Here is a 21,458-nt window from a genome sequence, read left to right as displayed (position 1 = left end):
CATATAGCTTAATATTGGCTTAGGAAATTAGAAGCTTTGGATAGAAATGGAGAAAAATAAATAAGGTTTAGGGGAATCACAAATGGAAATTTTTATGAGAAAAATCCCTACCCTGCTTAATTACTTTGAAACAATAGCTCTTTCTGTTTTTCCATTCTTTTTACTTTCGATCTTAGCTACAGGCGGTATTCGTGCAATCCAAATGTTTGCTATTTATATTGGTGGAATGGGCGGGGTTGTTTTGAACCGAGTTGCTTTAGCATTAACCCATGATTTTTACACAAACATTACTGCTAAAAACCTATCTTCAAAGGTTATGGGCATGTCGCAAAGCTTTGTAGAAGGCAATAGTATTGAAACAGTTTATGATCAATCTTATTTCAACTACCTTACTGAACAAAGCGGTCTATTGGGTATGGCTTCTTGCGGGGCAGCTATTATTGTAACAACTGTCGTTATTTATGGTACTTGGAAAGCAGTTACGACACTAGGTGCGATGTATGCTCAATCTATCGCTTCACAAGTTCAAGATGCCACTGCTCTAAAAGCTCAAAAGATAGATTCAGAAGTCCAACAACAAATGCAAAAAACCACAGGTGAATCTCCACTTGATATGAAACTCAAACAAGATTTGATGAAGGGTATCGAACAAAATAATGCTGCCTTTGTTGATTTGCAAAAATACAATCAAGCACAACAATACTCTGCTGGTCAAATAGCACAAGGCACACAGCAAATCGCTTCTATGACTACCTTAGGTCAAGATGCAATGGACAATGGCTTAGGACATGCTAAAGCCTTAGGAACAGATCAGGCAGTAAGGCAAATTGGGACTGCAAAAGGAATGATGTCTTCAGGAGTATATGATTCAGATGGTAATCTAAATAATAATAGAGAGGCTAATCTTTACCAACAAGGCTTAGAAAATCAATCAAGAATTGGAGCAAATAAAACAATAGGAGTTGGTAAAGAAAATCTAACTACTGATAAAATGAATGCGATCCAATATGGAGCACAAGCAGGAGTAGAAAGTGAAATAGCAAGTGGAAGATCATTAAAGAATACTTATGGAACTGATTTAAAAGGAAGTGCTAGAAGTGGGAGTAAAAGCTTTAGCGAAGTATCTGAAATCAACTCTACAAAAAGCAATATAGATAGTGCGGCTAATGCTGCAGGGACTGTAGCAAATGCAAAAGATGGTGAAGATTTTTGGAAAAAATGGTTTCAAGAAGCAAGAAACAGGGCAACTAAAAGAACATCAGAAGAGCTAGGAGCTGGAGAAAGTGCAGGAGATCAGATCGAAAAGCTAGGCGGAGGGACTAAAGGAATAAAAAAACTAAAAAACACTGCAAGATCACTTGGAAATAAACAAACAGATGAATCTATAGGAAGTGCTGAAGGTTATGATGCTATCACTAAAGATGGCTATGATAGCACAGATAAAGATGGCAATAAAGTCCATCATGATGCCGATCCTGATGCTTTCAAAAACTCTGCAAAAATAAGCACTCAAGCACAAGGAGCTTCTGTTAGCAAAAAACTTGAAGGAGAAAAAAATAAGGCATTAGAAGCTAATGAAAATGAAAAAATAGAGACAGAAAAATACAACAATGACTTACTTGTCAAATCCAATAATGGCTTTGATTCAATAATAAAAGATATTCAAGGAAGTCTTGAAAAACAAAAAGAAATTGCATTTAGAGGATCAGATGCAGATACTACTGATACTTTGACGCGTGAAAAATTAAATAAAGCAATATCAGATAAAGCAGAGGTGGCAGAAGATATAAACATGACAAATGCAATGAATGCAAAAACATTTGAAAATCGAAAACAAAAAATCCAAGCTAAATCATCATCTGATTTCTTAAACAATGTTTCTGAAAATATTGCAGCTGTTGATGGTCTAAACTACTCTCAGATGGCTTCAAATGTCCAAGCAGCTCAAAATCTAGGCATACTCAGTCAAACTGGCAATATCACTGCTTCTGGGATGCAAATGCACGATGTTGCATCAGCAAGTAAATATGGCGATATGATGGCTCAACAAAAGGCTTGGAGCAACACTGGAAATCAACAAAAAATGATCGATGATTTAATGGGTATAGGAGTGAGCAGAGACAATTTAAAAGATCTGATAAAAGCTAAAGGCAATGCTTCAGCTTTTGCAGCAGAATATAAAAGCAAATTTGGAGTGGTCAATATCAACTCTATGATAAATGGTAGAAGAACAGCCAAATCAATGTCTGCAAGTGGTGGGGCATTTGAAGGTGGAATGTTTGAAGGCGAACATCACGCTATCAATACAAGAACTTCACTCACAGGTGGCTATACTGCTAATATGGGTGAAGCAGGAACATTTGGAGCAGTTGTAGGAGTAAAAGCACAAGGAGATGAAAGCTTAGATGCAGAAAAAGAAGCTATGCAAATATGGGGAGTAACGAAGACAGCTTATAACGGGGTCAAAGATACAATAGGTATTGTTAAAGATATAAAAAGTGGGTTTGGATTGAAGGATATGAAAGGAAATAAAGGAGATACTGGCACACCCACAAGTGGTCAAGGCTCAGGCGTCAAAGGTGACGGCTAAGCCTTGACCCCATATAAGTATCTCATACTTGTTGTATAAGTCTACGCATTTTGGCACAAAAGGTATATAACGAGTAAGAAGGCTTTGAAAATCAGTAGGTTTGATCATATCTTCATTGACATTATCAAATAACACAAATCTATCCTCTCCATTTTCAGCAATCCACTCTTTAACATAAAAGTCGATCTGGATTTTAGCTCTATCTCTATCCCATTTGTCTTTTTTCCAATTATCAAATCTTTGTTCTCCTAATCTAGCGTCTGCGAGTTTATCTTCATAATCTTTGTCCATTTTTTTAGACATTTCTTTTTGGAAATATATCTCTGTCTTTGGAAAAAAAAGTTTGAAGGCCTTATATCCTGAATATGCTCCAGCTTCTGCCCTCAAATACTCAGCTTCAGCATTGAGTTCAAAAAATATCTTCGCTCTAGCATACTCTACTGCTTTTGTGCTAAGGGCATATTCTTCTTTGATGAGTTTTTTTCTCAAAACATCTTTGCCTTTAGTTTCATCTCCATTCCCTAGCATTAAAATAAACTCTTGATACATAGGGTCTAATCTATCAAGGAGAATCTTTTGGTAGAGATGATCATCATTTAACCCTATGAGTTTTTTCCATTCTATAGGTCTTTCTAAAAACTCAATCCTGCCATCTTTATCTCTAATGACATTTAAATTCTCATCTCTTTTAAGACCACAGCAGATTCTATCTCTATAAAGCTGTCTTCTGCAAATAAAAAGCCAATTCCATAAAGCAAATCTTCTCTTTATAAGTGATTCTACTGAATCTGAAATATCTTTTTTGTTAAAAATTTGTTTGAGATAACCTGCTGAATCTATATTTGCTGAATCCCCAAAAATCGAAGTCAAACTAGCCATTTACAATCCTTTTTATTTAAATTTCTGTTATATTAACATAGGTTGTTTTGAAATACAAGGGGAAAAATCAATGAATCATTTAAGCAATGCTTTTGTATAGCTTTATTACTGCTTTAATATAGTTTGAATATAACTAAAGCAATATTAATTGGAAAAAATCATAGCATTTTTTATGATCCATAATACGCTACAAATGAAATACAAGATACTGTGAATGAAGATGAAGGAAGAAAATAGATGGTGGAGTGTAGGGGGATCGAACCCCTGACCTCGACGCTGCCAGCGTCGCGCTCTCCCAGCTGAGCTAACACCCCTAAGAACAAAAATAGCCATGTGCTATGGCAATAAGGACAACATTATACTACAAAAAAGAAATCTGTTGCTTAAGGATTTAATTCCTCGTAATGTTTTAAATAGACTTCTTGCATTTGAGATTCAAGCCTCTCATACCAATCACTTCCAACTTCGGGAACAAAAGAATCTAAAATAACCATCCTCATCACATTGCTCGTAGATTCTACGGGACTACTATTATATACTTTTCGACTATTAATAAGAACGATGGGTTGTATCTTAAGATTGAATTTTTCTGCCAAAAGCTTCGCACCACTCCTAAAGGGTAGAAATTTTTTTCCTCCAATACTCCTAGTACCTTCAGGAAAAATCACTAAAGGTCTATTTTGATCTAACTTCTCCTTAGCTTCTTTGAGCAAAAATACAAGACCTTTTTTATCCTCCCTATCAATAAGTATCATTTCTGGCCCCCTCAAGGCATATCCATAATAAGGTATCTCCCCAAGCTCTTTTTTTGCTACCCAGCAGATATTTTGAGGATGATATCCTTCCAGCACAATAATATCAACATAACTTTGATGATTCATGACAATGAGCTTAGCACTCAAATCAAAATTTCCAATTTTTTCAAGCTTAATCCCACAAAAAGTAAAAAACAATCTGCAATATTTTCTAACATTTCTAGCATTACACTTTTTTTTCCAAAAAAAGATAAAAAAGATAATCGTTCCAAGTCCTATGGCAATCACGAAACTAGCATAAATTCCTTTTAATTTATTTAATATCATCTTTATCTACCCATCCTGTTTTTTCATCATCGGTTTTTATTTTATAATATTTTTGATGTCTGTCTATAATCTCCACCTGCTCATTTTTGGTAGGAATTTCTAAAATAGTTGAATTGTAGGTAGGCAGGATTCTAATCTTAGCACCACTCAAAAGAACAACTTGTTTCGTATAAAATACATTCCAAAGCAAATAAATAAGTAAAATTCCAAAAACAACTAGAAAAATTTTTTTTCTTTTAAATACAAAATAACCAATCAAAAGAAGAATTAAAATAATCATCGTAAATATATTTGAAAATAATAAAAAATTATTTTTCGGTTTGACATCATCTTGAGTACTAACCATATCATCTACGGGGTTAATTGCCATTTTAATGCTTTTAAACCTATCTTCTTGAAGAGAAAAATACTCAAAAGAAATATCTTGAATATTTTTTGGCAAGATGCAATAATATATCCCTTCTGAGTTATCTGTATCAAAATTTCCACTTTCAAATCCTTGTTTAGAAATATTTGGGATTTTTAAATCTTCTAAATTTGAATTTTCTGCTTCAATTTCAAAAACCAAAATATTGTTCAAATTATCATAGGTTTTAGTTCTATACCTAGCGATATTGAATTTATCAGCTACAACTCCGGCATATTTTTTATTTTGATACAAATCAATAATGTTGAGCTTAATAGATGGGGAAGTAGAAGAATCGCTATAACTACCATCACTAGATAAAGCAATCACTTTCAATGGAGGTATCACAGCATCGGTGGTCTTGATTTTATATTCATAAACTGCCTGATATGATCCATCGCTAGATAATTTCCATTTAGTGTTTGGATTGCGCAAAATAAGCTTATTAGTATCAATACCACCAACAAATTCAGTTCCCACAAAACGAGCATTTGAAAAAAGAAGTAGGCTATAAGTAATCTTAATATTTTGTCCCACATAGATGGCATTTTTTGAAATTTCTTCGGCATTTTCAACTTTTACATAGATAATTTTAGCCTGATTAGAATCGGTCATGCTTGGTAGCTGTGTCTCATTTATATTATCTGATGAGACTCCATTATCTGAGTATAGCACATGAGAAAATATCACAAAAATAATGCTCAAAAAAAACTTTTTTTTCATCTAGCTTCCTTCACCAATCCTTCTAACATTAACAAACCATCAGAACCTCCTAAAATACTCTCCAAAGCACGTTCTGGATGCGGCATAAGTCCAAAAATATTTTTATCCTTATTACAAACTCCTGCGATAGATTGTATTGAACCATTAGGGTTATCAACATATTCAAGCAAAATTTGATGATTCTCCTGCATTGTTTGGAGAGTTTTTGCATCTACATAATAATTCCCATCAGCGTGTGCTATGGGTAGAGAAATTTCCTGATTCAATACATAAGAAGACAAAAATCTATTATCTGTTGATATTACTTTGAGTTTTTGATTTTTTGAAATAAATGAAAGTTTTTGATTGCGACTTAAAGCACCTGGCAACAATTTTGCTTCTGTTAATATTTGAAATCCATTACAAATTCCCAAAACAGTTCCTCCATTATTGGCGTATGAAATCACACTTCCCATAATAGGAGCAAATCTAGCAATAGCACCACTACGAAGATAATCTCCATAACTAAATCCACCCGGAATAATGACAAGTTTTGTATCTTGAGGAAGGGAGTTTTGTTTGTGCCACAAAATTAAAGTATCTTCGTTTAAAATTTCCCTATAAGCATAATCCATATCCCTTTCGCAATTAGTGCCGGGAAATTGTAAAATTACTACCATATTTTCAATCTTTTTTTAAGATAATTTGATAGTCTTCTATAATCGTGTTCGCCAAAAGTTCTTCTGCCATTTTTTCTGCTTCTGATAATGCTTTTTTATCATCATTGTGTTGAAATTCAAGGATAATTTTTTTACTCAAAGATACCTTGATGACATCCAAAAATCCTAGAGATTTCAACCCTTGATGAATGGCTTTTGCTTGTGGATCCAAAACGCCATGTTTTAAACTCACATTGATTTCAACAATCATCTAACTCTCCTAAGATAATATTCTCTTTAAAACTTCTTCATAAGCAAGTTTTACACTCCCTAAATCCTGCCTAAATCTATCTTTATCAAGCTTTTCATTAGTGTTTTTATCCCAAAATCTACAACTGTCAGGACTGATTTCATCGGCAAGCACAATATTACCTTGTGCATCTTTGCCAAACTCTAGCTTAAAATCAATCAATCTAAGATTTCTATCATCAAAAAATTTTTTTAAAATTGTATTTATCTTTCTTGCTTGAGATCTCAAAAATTCTAATTCCTGTATATTCTCAGTAATGCCAAGTATTTTACAATGCTCATCATTAATAAGTGGATCCCCCAATGCATCATCCTTATAATAAAACTCTACCAAAGGAAATGGTAAAACCTTTCCATCTAAGATACCTAAACGTTTTGTCAAAGAACCTGTAGCGACATTTCTTGTAACAACTTCAATGGGGATAATTTTTACCTCTTTGCATAATATATTTTTAGAATCAATCTGTTTAATAAAATGAGTCTTTATGTCATTTTTTTCTAAAAGCTCAAATAAAAAAGAGCTGATTTTACAATTCAGATCGCCCTTTCCATTTTCACTTCCCTTTTTTTCAGCATTAAAAGCAGTCAAATCATCTTTAAACTCTGCAATAAGTATATCTTTTTCCTCTGTGCTATAGAGCTTCTTGCCCTTCCCCTCATACAGCATTTTTATCTTATTCATTATTGAGCCTTATTTTTTCCCGATATTTTAATAATATTCCAAGCCTTAAGTACATCAATAGCGGATTTCAATTGAATGTCATTATTGATATCTTTTTGAGTGATAACTTTTTCACTCTCGGTTTTTTCAGTTTTCTTATCGTTATTTTTCGCCTCGCTAGATTTTTTATCTCCCACTTCATTATTCGTTTTTTGAAGTTCATTTTCTAAATGATTTCTTAAATCTGCCTCTTTTATCTCAAAACTACTCTCATTTTGTGGCACAACTCCAGGATGCACTAAAATATCGGGCTTAATGCCTACAGCCTGAATAGTCCTGCCGCTAGGAAGATAATATTTTGCTGTAGTTAATTTAATCGCTTCTGTTTTGTCGATAGGCAACACAACTTGAACGCTGCCTTTTCCAAATGTATTTTCACCAACTATAATCGCTCTATCATGATCTTGCAATGCTCCAGAGACAATCTCACTAGCACTTGCTGTACCACCATTAACTAGCACAACAATAGGAAGATTTGAATACGGTGCTTTTCCATCTGCTTTATACTCAACATTTTCTTCTTTGATTTTTCCTCTCTGAGATACGATCACTCCATTTTTGATAAATAAATCCGATAAGCCCACAGCCTGATTTAATAATCCACCTGGATTATTTCTAAGATCTAAAATAATCCCTTCAACTTTGGTTGATTTTTTTAGCTCATTTAAAACACTTTGAGTGACATTTTTGTCAAAAGAATTCACTCTTATATATAAGTAGTTTGTACCATCTATTTTTCTTGAATGTACAGATTTAACCTTGATAATATCTCTGGTAATGTTAAAGTCTAAAGGTTTTGATTCTCCGCTTCTAACTATAGTTAACTTTACAGAAGTTTTTGGTTTGCCACGCATGATATTGACCGCATCATCTATGCTCATATTTAGAGTGCTTTCACCATTAATTTTCAATATCACATCTCCGCTTTTGAGTCCTGCTTTTTGTGCAGGAGTATCATCTAAAGGAGCAATAACTGTCAAAGCACCATCTTTCATTCCAATCGTAATTCCCAATCCACCAAATTCACCATCAGTTTGAACTTTCAAATCTTTGAATTTTTTTTCAGTGAGATAGCCTGAATGTGCATCTAAATTTGTCATCAAACCATCAATTGCCTTATCTACAATTTCATTGATACTAATATCATCAACATAATAGGCCTCAACAGTATTGATTATTTTTGTGAGTTTATTGTAAGCTTCAATTCTTTGTTGCTGTGTTGTAGCGGTATTTTTTTCTTCACTTGCAGAAAGACTGCTAAACACCAAAGACACGCTCAAAAATGATACGAACGCACCAGAAACTAGATATCTATTCATCGCAAACCGCCTATTGATTTTATTTTTTAGACTTAAATTCTATCTAAAATTTTGATTTTTTTCATTAAATAATATTGTTATGGTTTATACAATCCAAAATCTAAACAATTAAATCAAAAACTCTTAGTATAAAGCAATAAAATAACTTGACATTATTAGACTAAACTTATATAATATAGTCGTATATAAATTTTAATCAAGGAGTTGGCTATGAATATATTTGATAAAATGACCAATCAATTAAAAGAAACCTTAGATCAAGCTGTTTCTTTATGTGTGCATTCAAAAAATCAAGAAGTTGATACAATCCATTTAATATGGGCTATGCTCGCCAATACACAATCAATCCTAAATCAATGTCTTAACAAAATGAATATAGATAAAGCAAGTTTAGAGTTAGAAGCAAAAAGTCTTGCAGATAAGCTACCTAAAGTTTCAAATATTTCAAAAGAAAATATAACACTTAGCAAAAACCTTCAAGAAAATCTCCATCAAGCTGAAGGATTTTCGACAAAAAATGGTGATAAATATATCGCTCTTGATAGTTTTATCATTGCAAATCTCAAAACAGAAAGCTTTATGAATGTTTTTTCAAAATATTTAGATACAACCGAACTTAGAAAAACTTTGGAAGCAATGCGCGGGGGGACAAAAATACAAAATGAAAATGATGATTCCAACCTAGAATCTCTGGAAAAATTTGGTATAGATTTGACAAAAAAAGCACTTGAAAATACACTGGATCCGGTTATTGGAAGAGATGAAGAAATATCTAGAATGATGCAAATATTGATTAGAAAAACAAAAAATAATCCTATCTTGCTAGGAGAGCCTGGTGTTGGAAAAACGGCTGTCGTGGAAGGTTTAGCGCAGAGAATTATAAAAAAAGAAGTTCCCTTATCGCTCCAAAATAAACGTGTTATAGCACTTGATATGAGTGCATTAGTCGCAGGAGCAAAATATCGAGGAGAATTTGAAGAAAGATTAAAAAAAGTAATTGAAGAGGTTAAAAAAGCCGGAAATATCATACTTTTTATTGATGAAATTCATACCATAGTAGGAGCAGGTGCCTCTGAAGGAAGTATGGATGCTGCAAACATACTAAAACCTGCACTTGCAAGAGGAGAACTTCACACTATAGGGGCTACAACACTCAAGGAATATAGAAAATATTTCGAAAAAGATGCTGCCCTTACCAGAAGGTTTCAACCTATCAATTTAAACGAACCAAGCGTGAATGAAGCTCTACAAATCTTAAGAGGAATAAAAGAAAAATTAGAGGCACACCACAATGTAAATATAACCGATTCTGCACTTGTTGCTGCAGCCAAGCTAAGTAATCGATATATTGTGGATAGATTTTTGCCCGATAAGGCTATTGATCTTATTGATGAAGCCGCTGCAGAACTAAAAATGCAAATTGAGTCCGAACCTACAGAACTGTCTAACATTAAACGTCAAATCCAACGTCTTGAAGTTGAAAAACAAGCTTTGAACATGGAGAAAAAAGAAAGTAACAATACAAGAATTGGAGAAATAGAAAAAGAACTTAGTGATGCAAATGAAGAAAAAAATCGCCTAGAAGCTCAATTTGAAAATGAAAAAAATGTTTTTAAACAAATCGCCCAAATCAAAAATGACACAGATTCTCTAAAACGTGAATCCGAACTTGCAAAAAGAGAGGGCAATTATAATAAAGCAGCTGAAATAGACTATAGCAAAATCCCAGAAAATGAAGCAAAAGAAAAAGAGCTTAATGCAAAATGGGACAAAATGCAATCAGAAGGAACACTACTCAAAAATGCCGTCACAGAAGAGAGTATCGCTGGAATAGTAAGTCGATGGACACAAATTCCTGTAAAAAAAATGCTCCAAAGTGAAAAAGATAAAATACTCAACACTGAAGATGAGCTTAGAAAAAGCGTTATTGGTCAAGATAAAGCCTTAAAGGCAATCTCAAGGGTAATCAAACGGAATAAAGCAGGATTAAGTGAAAATAATCGCCCTATTGGAAGTTTTTTATTCTTAGGTCCTACAGGAGTGGGTAAAACCCAAAGCGCAAAATCATTGGCACAATTTCTTTTTGATAGTGATAAAAATCTCATTCGCATTGATATGAGTGAATACATGGAAAAACACGCTGCAAGTCGTCTTGTTGGAGCACCTCCGGGATATGTTGGATACGAAGAAGGCGGACAACTCACTGAATCTGTGAGAAGAAAACCATATTCCGTAGTGCTATTTGACGAAATAGAAAAAGCACATCCAGATGTTTTTAATATTCTCTTGCAAGTGCTTGATGATGGGAGACTAACGGATAATAAGGGAGTAACTGTTGATTTTAAAAATACCATTATCATCCTCACAAGCAACATCGCTAGTGAAAAAATAATAGAAATTAATGATGAAAAAGAAAGAGAGAAAGCCGTCAATGAAGCGTTGAAAAAATATTTTAAACCCGAATTTTTAAATCGACTTGATGATATTGTTATCTTCAACCCACTTAATCTTGAAGGTATTGTCCAAATTGTAGATATTATGTTCAAAAGTATTGCCAAAAAAGCTATTGAAAGAGGTATTCAAATTCAGATCACTCAGAAAGCTAAAGAACTCATAGCAAAAGTAGGGTTTGATCCAGTATATGGTGCTAGACCACTAAAAAGAGCTCTTTATGAAGAAATTGAAGATACACTAGCAGAACTAATCCTAGAAGATAAAGTAAAAGAAGGTAACGAGGTAATATTTGATGCAGAAAACGAAGCAATCGTGCCAAAAATAAAATAAACATATCTCCTGCAAGTGCAGGAGATATGACATACACTCTAGCTTACTGACAATTCAAACACTCAATAGATCTATCCATTACATTCTCATCAATAGTAGGACTTTCAGTTCTAAGATAATAAGTAGATTTTAACCCTAATTTCCAAGCAAGCATATAAATATCATTCAAAAGTTTTCCACTGGCTTTTTCAAGACGCATAAAAATATTCGTACTTTGACCCTGATCAATCCATTTTTGCCTAATTGCAGCAGCTTTTATTAAATCAAATTGCTCAATATCATACGCAGAAACATAATACTCAAAAGTATCAAGACTCAGATTAGGCACAACAACAGGAATCATCCCGCTTAAATTATGTTCAAACCATCTTTTTTTATAAATGGGCTCTATAGTTTGTGTTGTCCCTGCAAGAATAGAAATCGAACTTGTAGGTGCAATCGCCATCAGATAACCATTTCGAATACCCTGACTTTTTACAATCTCTCTCAAAGCAGACCAATCACAACTACTACCAAAAAGTCCTCCACGATCTACAAGTTTTAAAGCTTCTTTATTTGCTTTATCAATTGGGAAAATTCCTTTGCTCCAATTAGAGCCTTCATATTGAGGGTATTTGCCCTTTTCTTTAGCAAGATCAGAACTTGACAAAATTGCGTTATAACTAATAGCTTCCATAATTTCATCAATCTTTTCAAAATGTTCTTGAGATCCCCAACGAATTTTTGAAGTTGCCAACATTTCGGCTTCTCCCATGACTCCAAGTCCAATAGCACGATTTTGTGCATTAGTAGCTTTAACCTTGCGATTAGGATAAAAATTCAAATCAATGACATTATCAAGCATACGAATTGCAATAGGAACAACTCTTTGAATATCTTCTTGAGTATGGACTTTACTCAAATTTACACTTGCTAGATTACACACAGCAGTTTCTCCACCTATTTGCTTCTTGGTGGTAATGAATATTTTTTTACCATCAAGAGAATCAATATTGGTAAGTTTATTTGCTCGTTTTGTTACCCCAGCATCGGTAGTGACTTCGTCCTTCTCTTCAAAATACTCGGTACTACCATCAAGATATTCAACTTCTACAACATAATGACTTGGGCTTGTATTTTGAAAAATCTCCGTACAAAGATTTGAGCTACGAATAATTCCGGCATGTGCATTAGGATTTACACGATTTGCAGTGTCTTTAAAACACAAAAATGGCAATCCGGATTCAAAATAATTTGTCAAAATCTTTTTCCAAAGCTCTTTTGCCTTAATGGTTCCCTTGACGATAGCAGGATCGTTTTCATATTCTATATATCGTTTTTCAAACTCCTCACCATAAAGCTCAGTAAGATCGCTGCATTGATAAGAATCAAAAAGACTCCATAAGCCATCTTCTTCAACCCTTTTCATAAACAAATCGCAAATCCAAAGTGCAGGAAATAGATCATGGGCGCGCAGTCTTTCCTCTCCACTATTTTTACGCAAATCAATAAAGCTATCAATATCATTGTGCCAAACCTCAAGATAAGTCGCTATCGCACCTTTTCTGGTGCCGAGCTGATCTACAGCAATAGCAACATCATTGGCAATTTTTAAAAATGGTACAACTCCACCTGCTGCTTTTTGATGATCGTCTATAAAACTTCCCATTCCCCTAACACGACTAAAGTCCCATCCAATACCACCACCATATTTTGATAATAATGCCATTTCTTTATAAGCATCAAAAATTCCTTCAATGTTATCTGGAGTGCTACCGATATAACAAGAACTGAGTTGATGACGAGTAGTTCTAGCATTTGCCAAAGTAGGTGTGGCAGTTACAACCTCAAACTTGCTGATAACATCATAAAACTTAACTGCCCATTCATTGCGATTTTCTTTTTCATCTTGCGCCAAAAACATCCCAATCGCCATAAACATATGTTGAGGAAGCTCGATAGGATTATCCTGTCTATCTTTTATGAGATACCTATCATAGAGAGTTTTTATACCCAAATAATTAAACTGCATATCCCTTTCTGGTTTGATTTGAGAATTCAAAAACTCCAAATCATATTTTTCTTTAAATCCCTTCAGGATTTTTCCTTCTTTTTCCGCTCTATCAAAATACTGACTCAAAGTGTTATAGCCAGTAAAACCTGTTACTTTATGGTAAAGATCATATAGGAATAATCTGGCAGCTACAAATGTCCAATTAGGAGTATCTACATCAATCTTATCAACAGCGGTTTGAATCAATGTCTCTTGAATTTTTTCAGTAGTAATTTTATCTTTAAAATGAATCTTAGCATCCACTTCAAGCTCACTTTGACTCACACCACTAAGATCCTTTACAGCACTTGAAGTATATTTCTGTATTTTTGAAATATCTAAAACTTCAACTCGTCCATTACGTTTTATTACTGTTATCACCAAGAAACTCCTATAATTTTTTATTTATATTCAACTAATTCATCCATACTAATGCGATATTTCTTTGAAGGTTGTTCTTTTAAACGATAGCCAAAAGGCACTATTAAAACAACTCTTTCTTTAAAGGTATCAATACCAAAAAGTTTCTCTATAGGAGTTCGTTCAAATCCCTCTATAGGGCAAGAATCAATCCCTAAAAAAGCTGCACAATTCATCATTGAACTTGCCATCAAATACGCCTGTCTAGCCGTCCAATTAATAATATTCTCCCCTAAAAGATCATTGGCCACTAAAAAGCCTCTGATTCTCTGCTGATAAGCCTCATAAGTAGATTTATCACCACCCATACGACGAGATACCATTGTACTAACATAATTTGTAGGTGCTTTGAGATCAGAAACTCTAGATTTAAATACCACAAGCTCACTAGCTGTAGTTATCTGTTCTTGATTCCAACACAAAGGCTTCATTTTTTCCCTGAGATTTTTGTCTCTTATAATCATGAGCCTTGTAGGTTCCAAACCAAACGAACTTGGAGAAAGTCTTCCAGCTTCCAAAATCAACTCAAAATCTTCCGGTGAGATTTTTTTGTTTGTATCAAATACCTTACATGCGTGTCTAAAATGCAATATGTCAATAAAATTATTTTGTCTCACTTTACACCTCTAAGAGATTTTATTAAACAATAAAAAATATATTCCAAGTTAATTAAAATATTAAGAAATTTCATTGCTAATAATGTTGAGCTATTTTGCCAAAATATATTTAATCACTAGTTCATATTTTAATAAAATTTATTTTTTTCCCATTCTTTTTCTCTGATTGGCATCAAGATATCTCTTCCTGATTCGGATATTAAGTGGTGTAACCTCAAGAATTTCATCATCTTCTATCCATTCAAGTGCTCTCTCTAGCGTAAGATCTCTAGGTGGCACAAGCTTTATAGCATCATCACTTCCACTAGCTCGCATATTGGTAAGATGTTTGGATTTAATAGGATTGACATCCAAATCATTGTCGCGACTGTGTTCCCCGATAATCATTCCAATATAAACTTTTGTTTGAGGTTCAATAAAAAGTGTTCCTCTCTCTTGTATGTTAAAAAGTGAAAAAGCCGTAGCCTCACCATTTTCCATACTTATTAAGGCTCCATTTTTGCGAGATTCTACATTTCCACTATATGGACGAAATTCCAAAAATGAATGGTTCATAACACCCTCACCTTTTGTATCTGTGAGAAATTCGCTTCGATATCCTATTAACCCACGAGCAGGGATTTCAAACTCTAATCTCGTATGCCCATCACCCATGGGATTCATTGCTTTCATTTCAGCCTTTCTGCGACCTAGTCTCTCAATAATAGATCCACTAAAATCCTGAGGAGTGTCAATAACTAGATGTTCAAAAGGCTCAAGTTTTTTGCCATTTTCTTCCTTGATAATAACTTCAGGTCTAGATATACTGAATTCAAAAGCCTCTCTGCGTAAATTTTCAGCCAAAATAGTAATTTGAAGCTCTCCTCTTCCAGAAACACGATATTTCCCCTCACCCATTTCCTCGCATTTCATAGCAATATTGGTTTGCATTTCCTTCATCAACCTATCTTTTAGTTTATTTGCAGTAACATGTTTGCCTTCTAGTCCAGCAAGGGGCGAATCATTTACAGAAAAATAAACACTCATTGTCGGTTCTTCTAAATGCATCGGGTCTAATGGCATAGGATTACTTGGATCAACGACACTATCACCAACATCAATTGCATTAAATCCGGCAACCGCAACAATATCACCAGCTTCAGCTTCATCTATCTCTGTTCTTGCTAATCCTAAAAACCCTATCAATTTGGTGATTCTTCCTGTTTCTTTTGTGCCATCACCTTTGGCAAGCATAACATTTTCACCTTTTTTGATCTTTCCATTAAATACCCTAGCAATCCCTATTTTTCCTACATAATTATCATAATCAAGGGTAAAAATCTGCATTTGCAAAGGATCTTCAGCGCTTCCTTCAGGGAGTGGAACATATTCCAATATCGCCTCAAAAAGTGGCTCAAGATTTTTTTTCTCATCTTCGAGATTTTTAATAGCATAACCTTCTCTTGCTGCAGCATAAACCACCGGAAAGTCTAGCTGCATATCATTAGCACCCATTGCGACAAACAAATCAAACACTTCATCTACAACCCTATCAGGCTCAGCAGCAGGTTTATCAATCTTATTTACCACCACAATAGGTCTGATCCCAAAACTCAAAGCCTTTTTAACGACGAATTTTGTTTGTGGCATTACCCCTTCTTGTGCATCTACTAGCAACAATACGCCATCTACCATCTTTAGCACACGTTCAACCTCTCCTCCAAAATCAGCGTGACCTGGTGTGTCAATAATATTGATTTTAGTGCCTTTATATCTGATTGCGGTATTTTTGGAAAGGATGGTAATTCCTCTTTCACGTTCCAAATCGTTGCTATCCATTACCCTTTCGTCAATCTTCTCACGTTCAGCAAATGTCCCTGATTGGGTAAGCAAACCATCAACTAAAGTGGTCTTTCCATGATCTACGTGGGCTATAACAGCGATATTCCTTATATTTTGCATTTTTACTCTCTTTCTTTAATCAACAAATTTATTTCGTAAGTATAAAGATTTTATCCTTATAATCATTTGAGATATTATGGAATCTTTTTTGCTTGAAGTGCAATGAATATAAATTTAAGGAATTTGTGATGCTAGAAAATATCCTGAACAATGTAAATGCCACTCAAGAGACACTAAAGCCAAAAAATGATGTCAAAAAACCAACCGAAGATAGCCATAAAGATACTACGGGAGTTAGCTTCAAAAACTTACTTGAAAAAAATCTCTCAAAGGATGATAAAACCATCAAAGAAAAAATAACTGAAGAAAAACCAAAATCTGCCAAATCCGAAACTTTTTCTGAAGCACAAAATACCTCAAATGGTTCTTTTTCTCATCTTGCAGAAAAAAACTCCCCTTTTGCAAGTATGTCAAAAACTGACCTTAAAAACACCTCTAGCAACTCTAATCACTCTAGCCCCACAAAAGATCTACTTAATGCCCCATTGGCAAAAAATAATCCTCAAGATATCTCCACAAAAAACACAAAACCAACTCAAAACCCTGAAAAAAAACTTTCTGATATAAAAACCCTATCAGATGAAAAAGATCTAAAAGCAGACAATATAAAGTTTGAAAAAAAAGAGACTAAAAATGACAAAAATATTTCGTCTATTTCTTCAAATACTTCAACCCAAAGCAGTCAATCTAAGAGCATCCAATCTGAAACCCTTGATTCAAAAACCTTAGATGCAACTAGCACAAATAAGCCTATGACTCAAAATGTCTTAGATCAAAAACTAAAAACAGCCAACACCGCGACCTCTATTCACAAAAAAGATCAAAACAAGCCTTTAAATACTATGCTTAAAAATATCGATGAAAAAGAACTTCAAACAAGAAAAAAATTCAACAAAAATCATAAAATAGAATATAAAATAGAGGACAAAACTGAAAAAATTGCCATCATTGAACGTGGTAAAAATCTACCAAAAAATATCGTGGAGCCAAAGATTTATCAAGAAAAAAGAGCGGCAAAACTTGAAGAAATGGACACAAAAAATCAAGCCATTCAAGAAGCGATCAATAAAAATATCACAAAAGATATCAAATTAACAAATTCTCCAAAAAATGAAAAAATCGAAGATGCCAAAGAGGATGTACAAAAAAAAACTAAAAAATCAAGCACTTCTTCAAAGCCAAACCCTCGCTTAAATAGTGCTTTAGGAGATGTCAATGGAAAAAATCAAGCTCAAGTGCAAACCCAAGATCAAAACAAACAAATACAAAATCAAATCGATCACGAAAAGTTTATAGATCAAGAAAAAACTCTTCAATCTGCAACAATTCAAAAAAATAAAAAAACAACACAAGATAAAGAAGTGGAAAAAACAAAAGATAAAACCACTCAAGATACATCTATACAGAAAGATTCAACCTCAACTCTTGGGGTAGTGCCTAAAAATGACCTACTCTATAAAAGTGCGAGTGCAAAAGAAACTATCAAGAACTTCGCTCAAAATCTCAGTGAAGAAATCAAAAATTACAAGCCACCTATGAGTAAGCTCTCACTTGAACTCAATCCAGAAAAATTAGGAAAAGTAGAACTCACTATCAAACAAATCGGAAACAATTTACATGTAAGTGTGGTATCAAACAACCAAGCTATCGCTTTATTTGTCCAAAATCAAGTTGATTTAAGACAAAATCTAGCAATGATAGGATTTTCTGGTGTAGATCTGAATTTTTCATCCCAAGACAACCCACAAAAGGAAAATCAAGATTCAGGAAACCAGAAAAGGAACAAAAATAGCTTGAAAGAATATGAAGAAGTAAAAAACACCTCTCAAACCCAATATGACACAATGGAAATTGTGTTACCTAAATACGCATAGGAGGCAAAATGGCAATCGATCTAGCTGAAGTAACAGGTGCAAAAGCTGCTAATGTTAAGAAAAAAGATGAACCAAAAATAGCCAATGGTTTGGATAAAGATGCTTTTATGAAGTTGTTTTTAGAACAGCTCAAAAACCAAGATCCAACCGCTCCAATGGAAACTGATAAAATCATCACTCAGACTGCTCAACTCACTCAAGTAGAAATGCAAGAGGAAAATAAAAAAACAATGAAAGAAGTCGCTGAAGCGATGAAATCCACCAAAGAAACCAACGATTCTCTCAAAGATTTTCAAACCTCTTTGAAAGAAACCTTAGAAAACCTAGATAAGGGAATGAATAACAATGTAGAGTCAAATTCACATATGGCACAGATTTCCGCACTTAATACCGTATCTATGATAGGAAAAATTGCAGAGACAGATATAAGTGGCGTGAATGTCAAAGGAGCAGGAGAGATCAACTTCTCCCTTTACTTTGATGAGCCAATTAACTCAAATGAGGGCAATCCAGTTATAGAAATATTCAACGATCAAAAACAACTCATCACAACTCTTCCAATAAAAGGAAAAGATGGTCAAAGTGGTTATATTGATTTTAGTTGGAATGGACTTGATGAAAAAGGTGTCCAAGCTCCAGAGGGAAGCTATAGCATTAGAGCGGAGTACAACTTGGATCCCAAAAGCAATAAATACCATCAAACACGTGTAGGTAGAGGAGAAGTACAAAGTGTGCTTTTTGACAAAGGAAAGCCAATGATTAGGATGGGAGAGATGATTTTGCCTATTGATAGTGCTATAGAGTTTTACGATAAGGAAAAAAATCTATGAATGATACGATTTTAAATTCTTATAGCGGGATTAAAACTCACCAATTTGGACTTGATAGTATTTCCAACAATATCGCCAATGTCAATACTACTGGTTATAGAGAAAATATTCCAGAATTTAAAAGCCTTTTTTCCACGCATTTGGAATCTCTAGGTGGCTCATCAGCTATCAGCAACGACAGAAATTTCGGATCTAGTGGTGCAAGTAATGCTATTTCAACAAAAAGCGGAAACTATCATCAAACTGATGGCGAATTTGATATGGCCTATCAGGGAAAAGGTTGGTTTATTGTAGGTCCAAATCAAAAAGGAGATTTCAAGATTGACAAAGATGGTTATGAGCAGAAACAAGCCAACTATTTCACCAGAGATGGTGCTTTCAGTCGTGATGCTGATGGATATTTGGTAAATTCTGAGGGCTATTATGTCTATGGTATCAACCTAGATAAAATCAAAAATGGAGTTTTTGTCTCTAGCAACGACAACGAAAAAGATCTCAAAGAACTTAGCGATAATAATCTCAAGCCTCTCAATATCCCCCAAGAGCTGAAATTTCAACCTGTTCTAACCTCACAAGTAAATATCAGTGTCAATCTCAATCCAAAAAGTAACTTTCAAAATGCTCAAGATGTTTTTCTGGATCCTTCAGGCAAACTCATAGAAGATAAATTCAAAAATCAAGACATGAATGCCTTAGCAAATAATGATGAAAAATCACTCGATACAAGTATCTATGATGATATTAGCTTCAAAATATCCAAAGATGGAAAAGATGAAGAATATGACTTCAAATACGGAAGTGGTGGAGAAAAAGAAAATGAATTTAGAACCATTGGAGACTTGCAAAAACTTCTCAAAGATAAAACAGGATTGGATTTAGATGTCTCAAGAGATAAAAACGGCGATCCAAAAAAACCTCTCTCGCTAAGCATTATCAACAATACAGCAGATATGAATCTAAGCATAGGGGGAAAAATGGCACAAATACTAGGTCTTAATGCTGCTGAAATACCTCTAAAAAAGGGGTCTTCACAGGATTCAAACCCTATAAAAGTCCCATTTTATAGCACTAGCACGGAAATCTATGACAAAGATGGAAAAAAATTTTTACTCAAAAGCGATTATGTGATGCAAGATTCTGGGGATAATAAATCTACCCCGCCTATCAACCAAAAATGGGAAGTTAAAACCGCTGTATATGACTTTAAGGGTGATGTGATGGTGAGCAAAAAACCCGTTACCCAGACTATAGAATTCGATTCAGATGGGAATATGATAGCTGATGATGCAGAAGTTGATTTCAAAGACAATAAAATCAAATATTCCCTAAAAGGTAGCAAAGACTATAAATCTAGCAATCTCGCTTATCAAGACTCCAAACTCACGCAAGTAAGCCAAGATGGAAAACCAGAAGGAGCACTTCGTGAGATCAGAGTCGATAGCAATGGAATCATCTATCTTGCTTTTAGTAATGGTGTAACAGAAGCTATGGGTAGAGTTGGAATAGCAGCGTTTGTAAATGACCAAGGTCTTAGAAAAGTTGGTGGAAATCTCTTAGAAATGACATCTAGCACAGTTAATGGGGACAACAAGCTCCTAAGCGGAAACCCGATATTAGGCTGGAATGAAGATGGGGTATTAAAATTTGGCAAGGTAATGTATAAAAACCTAGAAACGAGCAATGTGGATGTGGGCAATGCACTCACCAACTTGATATTGATGCAAAGAGGGTATTCAATGAATGCCAAGGCCTTCACCACAGGCGATGATCTCATCAAAGAAGCTATTAATCTAAAGAAATAGATAGTAGATAAATAAAATGCTTATAAATATTGCTGGGGGGGGGGGTAGAATACAAGTCTCTTAGAGAAGTCTGCAAAACTCTACCAAAAGGTACTCTAAAAAAAGATGAAGTGAATCAAACATCACAATATCCTGTCATAAATGGAGGGTGCGAATTATATGGTTTTTATGATAAATATAATAATGAAGCTAATGCCTTTACCTTTTCTGCTCGTGGTTCTGCTGGGTTTGTAAGTTATTTTAACACTAGATTTTGGGCTGGAGGATTATGCTATCCATACACTTCAAAAAATGAAAATATCTTGATAACAAAATTTATCTATTATTATCTAAAATCTCAAGAACAAAATATAATGGATACTTTGGTTGCACGTGGAAGTATTCCTGCCTTAAACAAATCTGACATTGACAACCTCAAAATCCCCATCCCGCCTCTACCCATCCAAGAAGAAATCGTGAAAATCCTAGATACCTTCACAGAACTAGAGGGC

At 34.3% G+C, this 21,458-nt stretch carries 15 protein-coding genes, 1 tRNA gene and 1 pseudogene; 6 read left to right on the top strand and 11 right to left on the bottom strand.

The genetic code is table 11. The annotated features are described in order from the left end of the window. The first annotated feature begins 82 nt into the window (after positions 1-82). Entirely contained in the window at positions 83-2,590 is a 2,508-nt protein-coding gene (locus tag Q5I06_RS08470; RefSeq protein WP_305517686.1) for a hypothetical protein, read from the top strand. Here Q5I06_RS08470 and Q5I06_RS08465 read toward each other — a convergent pair. The 8 genes from Q5I06_RS08465 to Q5I06_RS08430 all read right to left on the bottom strand — a co-directional run bounded on the left by Q5I06_RS08465 (position 2,567) and on the right by Q5I06_RS08430 (position 8,667). Further along, positions 2,567-3,469 (bottom strand): hypothetical protein, encoded by a 903-nt coding sequence (locus Q5I06_RS08465; RefSeq protein WP_305517687.1) that lies wholly within the window; start codon positions 3,467-3,469, stop codon positions 2,567-2,569. The genes Q5I06_RS08470 and Q5I06_RS08465 overlap by 24 nt on opposite strands. Before the next feature lie 238 nt (positions 3,470-3,707). After that, positions 3,708-3,783, bottom strand: a tRNA-Ala gene (locus Q5I06_RS08460). Between the two features lie 69 nt (positions 3,784-3,852). Then, a complete protein-coding gene (locus Q5I06_RS08455; RefSeq protein ID WP_305517688.1) occupies positions 3,853-4,551 on the bottom strand; it encodes a lysophospholipid acyltransferase family protein in 699 nt (232 codons plus the stop codon). After that, positions 4,538-5,680 carry an SH3 domain-containing protein gene (locus tag Q5I06_RS08450; protein ID WP_305517690.1) on the bottom strand — a complete coding sequence of 381 codons (1,143 nt, stop codon included), beginning with the start codon at positions 5,678-5,680 and terminating at the stop codon, positions 4,538-4,540. Before Q5I06_RS08450 ends, Q5I06_RS08455 begins: the two co-directional genes overlap by 14 nt. Beyond that, positions 5,677-6,339, bottom strand: a complete 663-nt coding sequence (gene purQ, locus Q5I06_RS08445) for a phosphoribosylformylglycinamidine synthase subunit PurQ (protein ID WP_305517691.1) — start codon at positions 6,337-6,339, stop codon at positions 5,677-5,679. The genes Q5I06_RS08450 and purQ overlap by 4 nt, the downstream gene beginning before the upstream one ends. Positions 6,340-6,343: 4 nt before the next feature. Continuing rightward, a complete protein-coding gene (purS, locus tag Q5I06_RS08440) occupies positions 6,344-6,589 on the bottom strand; it encodes a phosphoribosylformylglycinamidine synthase subunit PurS (protein ID WP_305517692.1) in 246 nt (81 codons plus the stop codon). Between the two features lie 9 nt (positions 6,590-6,598). Continuing rightward, positions 6,599-7,309 carry a phosphoribosylaminoimidazolesuccinocarboxamide synthase gene (purC, locus tag Q5I06_RS08435; RefSeq protein WP_305517693.1) on the bottom strand — a complete coding sequence of 237 codons (711 nt, stop codon included), beginning with the start codon at positions 7,307-7,309 and terminating at the stop codon, positions 6,599-6,601. After that, a complete protein-coding gene (locus Q5I06_RS08430; RefSeq protein ID WP_305517694.1) occupies positions 7,309-8,667 on the bottom strand; it encodes a S41 family peptidase in 1,359 nt (452 codons plus the stop codon). The genes purC and Q5I06_RS08430 overlap by 1 nt, the downstream gene beginning before the upstream one ends. Before the next feature lie 210 nt (positions 8,668-8,877). Here Q5I06_RS08430 and Q5I06_RS08425 point away from each other — a divergent pair, with 210 nt between their 5' ends. Beyond that, the gene (locus Q5I06_RS08425; protein ID WP_305517695.1) at positions 8,878-11,451 is read left to right on the top strand and encodes an ATP-dependent Clp protease ATP-binding subunit; all 2,574 of its coding nucleotides are present in this window, start codon (positions 8,878-8,880) and stop codon (positions 11,449-11,451) included. A gap of 43 nt (positions 11,452-11,494) precedes the next feature. On the opposite strand, the gene Q5I06_RS08420 is transcribed toward Q5I06_RS08425, so the two are convergent. The 3 genes from Q5I06_RS08420 to typA all read right to left on the bottom strand — a co-directional run bounded on the left by Q5I06_RS08420 (position 11,495) and on the right by typA (position 16,461). Continuing rightward, positions 11,495-13,864 carry a ribonucleoside-diphosphate reductase subunit alpha gene (locus Q5I06_RS08420; protein WP_305517696.1) on the bottom strand — a complete coding sequence of 790 codons (2,370 nt, stop codon included), beginning with the start codon at positions 13,862-13,864 and terminating at the stop codon, positions 11,495-11,497. 20 nt (positions 13,865-13,884) lie between these two features. Beyond that, on the bottom strand, positions 13,885-14,520 hold the full coding sequence (locus Q5I06_RS08415; RefSeq protein ID WP_305517697.1) for a nitroreductase family protein: 636 nt from the start codon (positions 14,518-14,520) through the stop codon (positions 13,885-13,887). Positions 14,521-14,658: 138 nt separating this feature from the next. After that, positions 14,659-16,461: a translational GTPase TypA gene (gene typA, locus Q5I06_RS08410; RefSeq protein ID WP_305517698.1), complete on the bottom strand. Its 1,803-nt coding sequence runs from the start codon at positions 16,459-16,461 to the stop codon at positions 14,659-14,661. Between the two features lie 128 nt (positions 16,462-16,589). Here typA and Q5I06_RS08405 point away from each other — a divergent pair, with 128 nt between their 5' ends. From Q5I06_RS08405 to Q5I06_RS08390, 4 genes and pseudogenes are all read left to right on the top strand, one after another. Beyond that, positions 16,590-18,335 carry a flagellar hook-length control protein FliK gene (locus Q5I06_RS08405; protein ID WP_305517699.1) on the top strand — a complete coding sequence of 582 codons (1,746 nt, stop codon included), beginning with the start codon at positions 16,590-16,592 and terminating at the stop codon, positions 18,333-18,335. A gap of 8 nt (positions 18,336-18,343) precedes the next feature. Then, positions 18,344-19,156, top strand: a pseudogene (flgD, locus tag Q5I06_RS08400) (flagellar hook assembly protein FlgD); the annotation flags it as partial. Positions 19,157-19,161: 5 nt separating this feature from the next. Continuing rightward, a complete protein-coding gene (locus Q5I06_RS08395) occupies positions 19,162-20,967 on the top strand; it encodes a flagellar hook-basal body complex protein (RefSeq protein WP_305517700.1) in 1,806 nt (601 codons plus the stop codon). A 29-nt stretch (positions 20,968-20,996) separates the two neighbouring features. Then, positions 20,997-21,458: restriction endonuclease subunit S (locus Q5I06_RS08390; protein WP_305520933.1), on the top strand; the 462-nt coding region annotated here is incomplete at its 3' end.

Source organism: Helicobacter cappadocius (genome assembly GCF_030688855.1).
Classification (GTDB): Bacteria; Campylobacterota; Campylobacteria; order Campylobacterales; family Helicobacteraceae; genus Helicobacter_J; species Helicobacter_J cappadocius.
The sequence above is the reverse complement of the archived record's forward strand: the minus strand, read 5'-3'. Positions and strand labels throughout refer to the sequence as shown.

Excerpts from the sequence above, each read along its gene's own strand:
- Q5I06_RS08470 (WP_305517686.1), top strand. The coding sequence starts at position 83 with ATGGAAATTTTTATGAGAAAAATCCCTACCCTGCTTAATTACTTTGAA.
- Q5I06_RS08465 (WP_305517687.1), bottom strand. The coding sequence starts at position 3,469 with ATGGCTAGTTTGACTTCGATTTTTGGGGATTCAGCAAATATAGATTCA.
- Q5I06_RS08455 (WP_305517688.1), bottom strand. The coding sequence starts at position 4,551 with ATGATATTAAATAAATTAAAAGGAATTTATGCTAGTTTCGTGATTGCC.
- Q5I06_RS08450 (WP_305517690.1), bottom strand. The coding sequence starts at position 5,680 with ATGAAAAAAAAGTTTTTTTTGAGCATTATTTTTGTGATATTTTCTCAT.
- purQ (WP_305517691.1), bottom strand. The coding sequence starts at position 6,339 with ATGGTAGTAATTTTACAATTTCCCGGCACTAATTGCGAAAGGGATATG.
- purS (WP_305517692.1), bottom strand. The coding sequence starts at position 6,589 with ATGATTGTTGAAATCAATGTGAGTTTAAAACATGGCGTTTTGGATCCA.
- purC (WP_305517693.1), bottom strand. The coding sequence starts at position 7,309 with ATGAATAAGATAAAAATGCTGTATGAGGGGAAGGGCAAGAAGCTCTAT.
- Q5I06_RS08430 (WP_305517694.1), bottom strand. The coding sequence starts at position 8,667 with ATGAATAGATATCTAGTTTCTGGTGCGTTCGTATCATTTTTGAGCGTG.
- Q5I06_RS08425 (WP_305517695.1), top strand. The coding sequence starts at position 8,878 with ATGAATATATTTGATAAAATGACCAATCAATTAAAAGAAACCTTAGAT.
- typA (WP_305517698.1), bottom strand. The coding sequence starts at position 16,461 with ATGCAAAATATAAGGAATATCGCTGTTATAGCCCACGTAGATCATGGA.
- Q5I06_RS08405 (WP_305517699.1), top strand. The coding sequence starts at position 16,590 with ATGCTAGAAAATATCCTGAACAATGTAAATGCCACTCAAGAGACACTA.
- Q5I06_RS08395 (WP_305517700.1), top strand. The coding sequence starts at position 19,162 with ATGAATGATACGATTTTAAATTCTTATAGCGGGATTAAAACTCACCAA.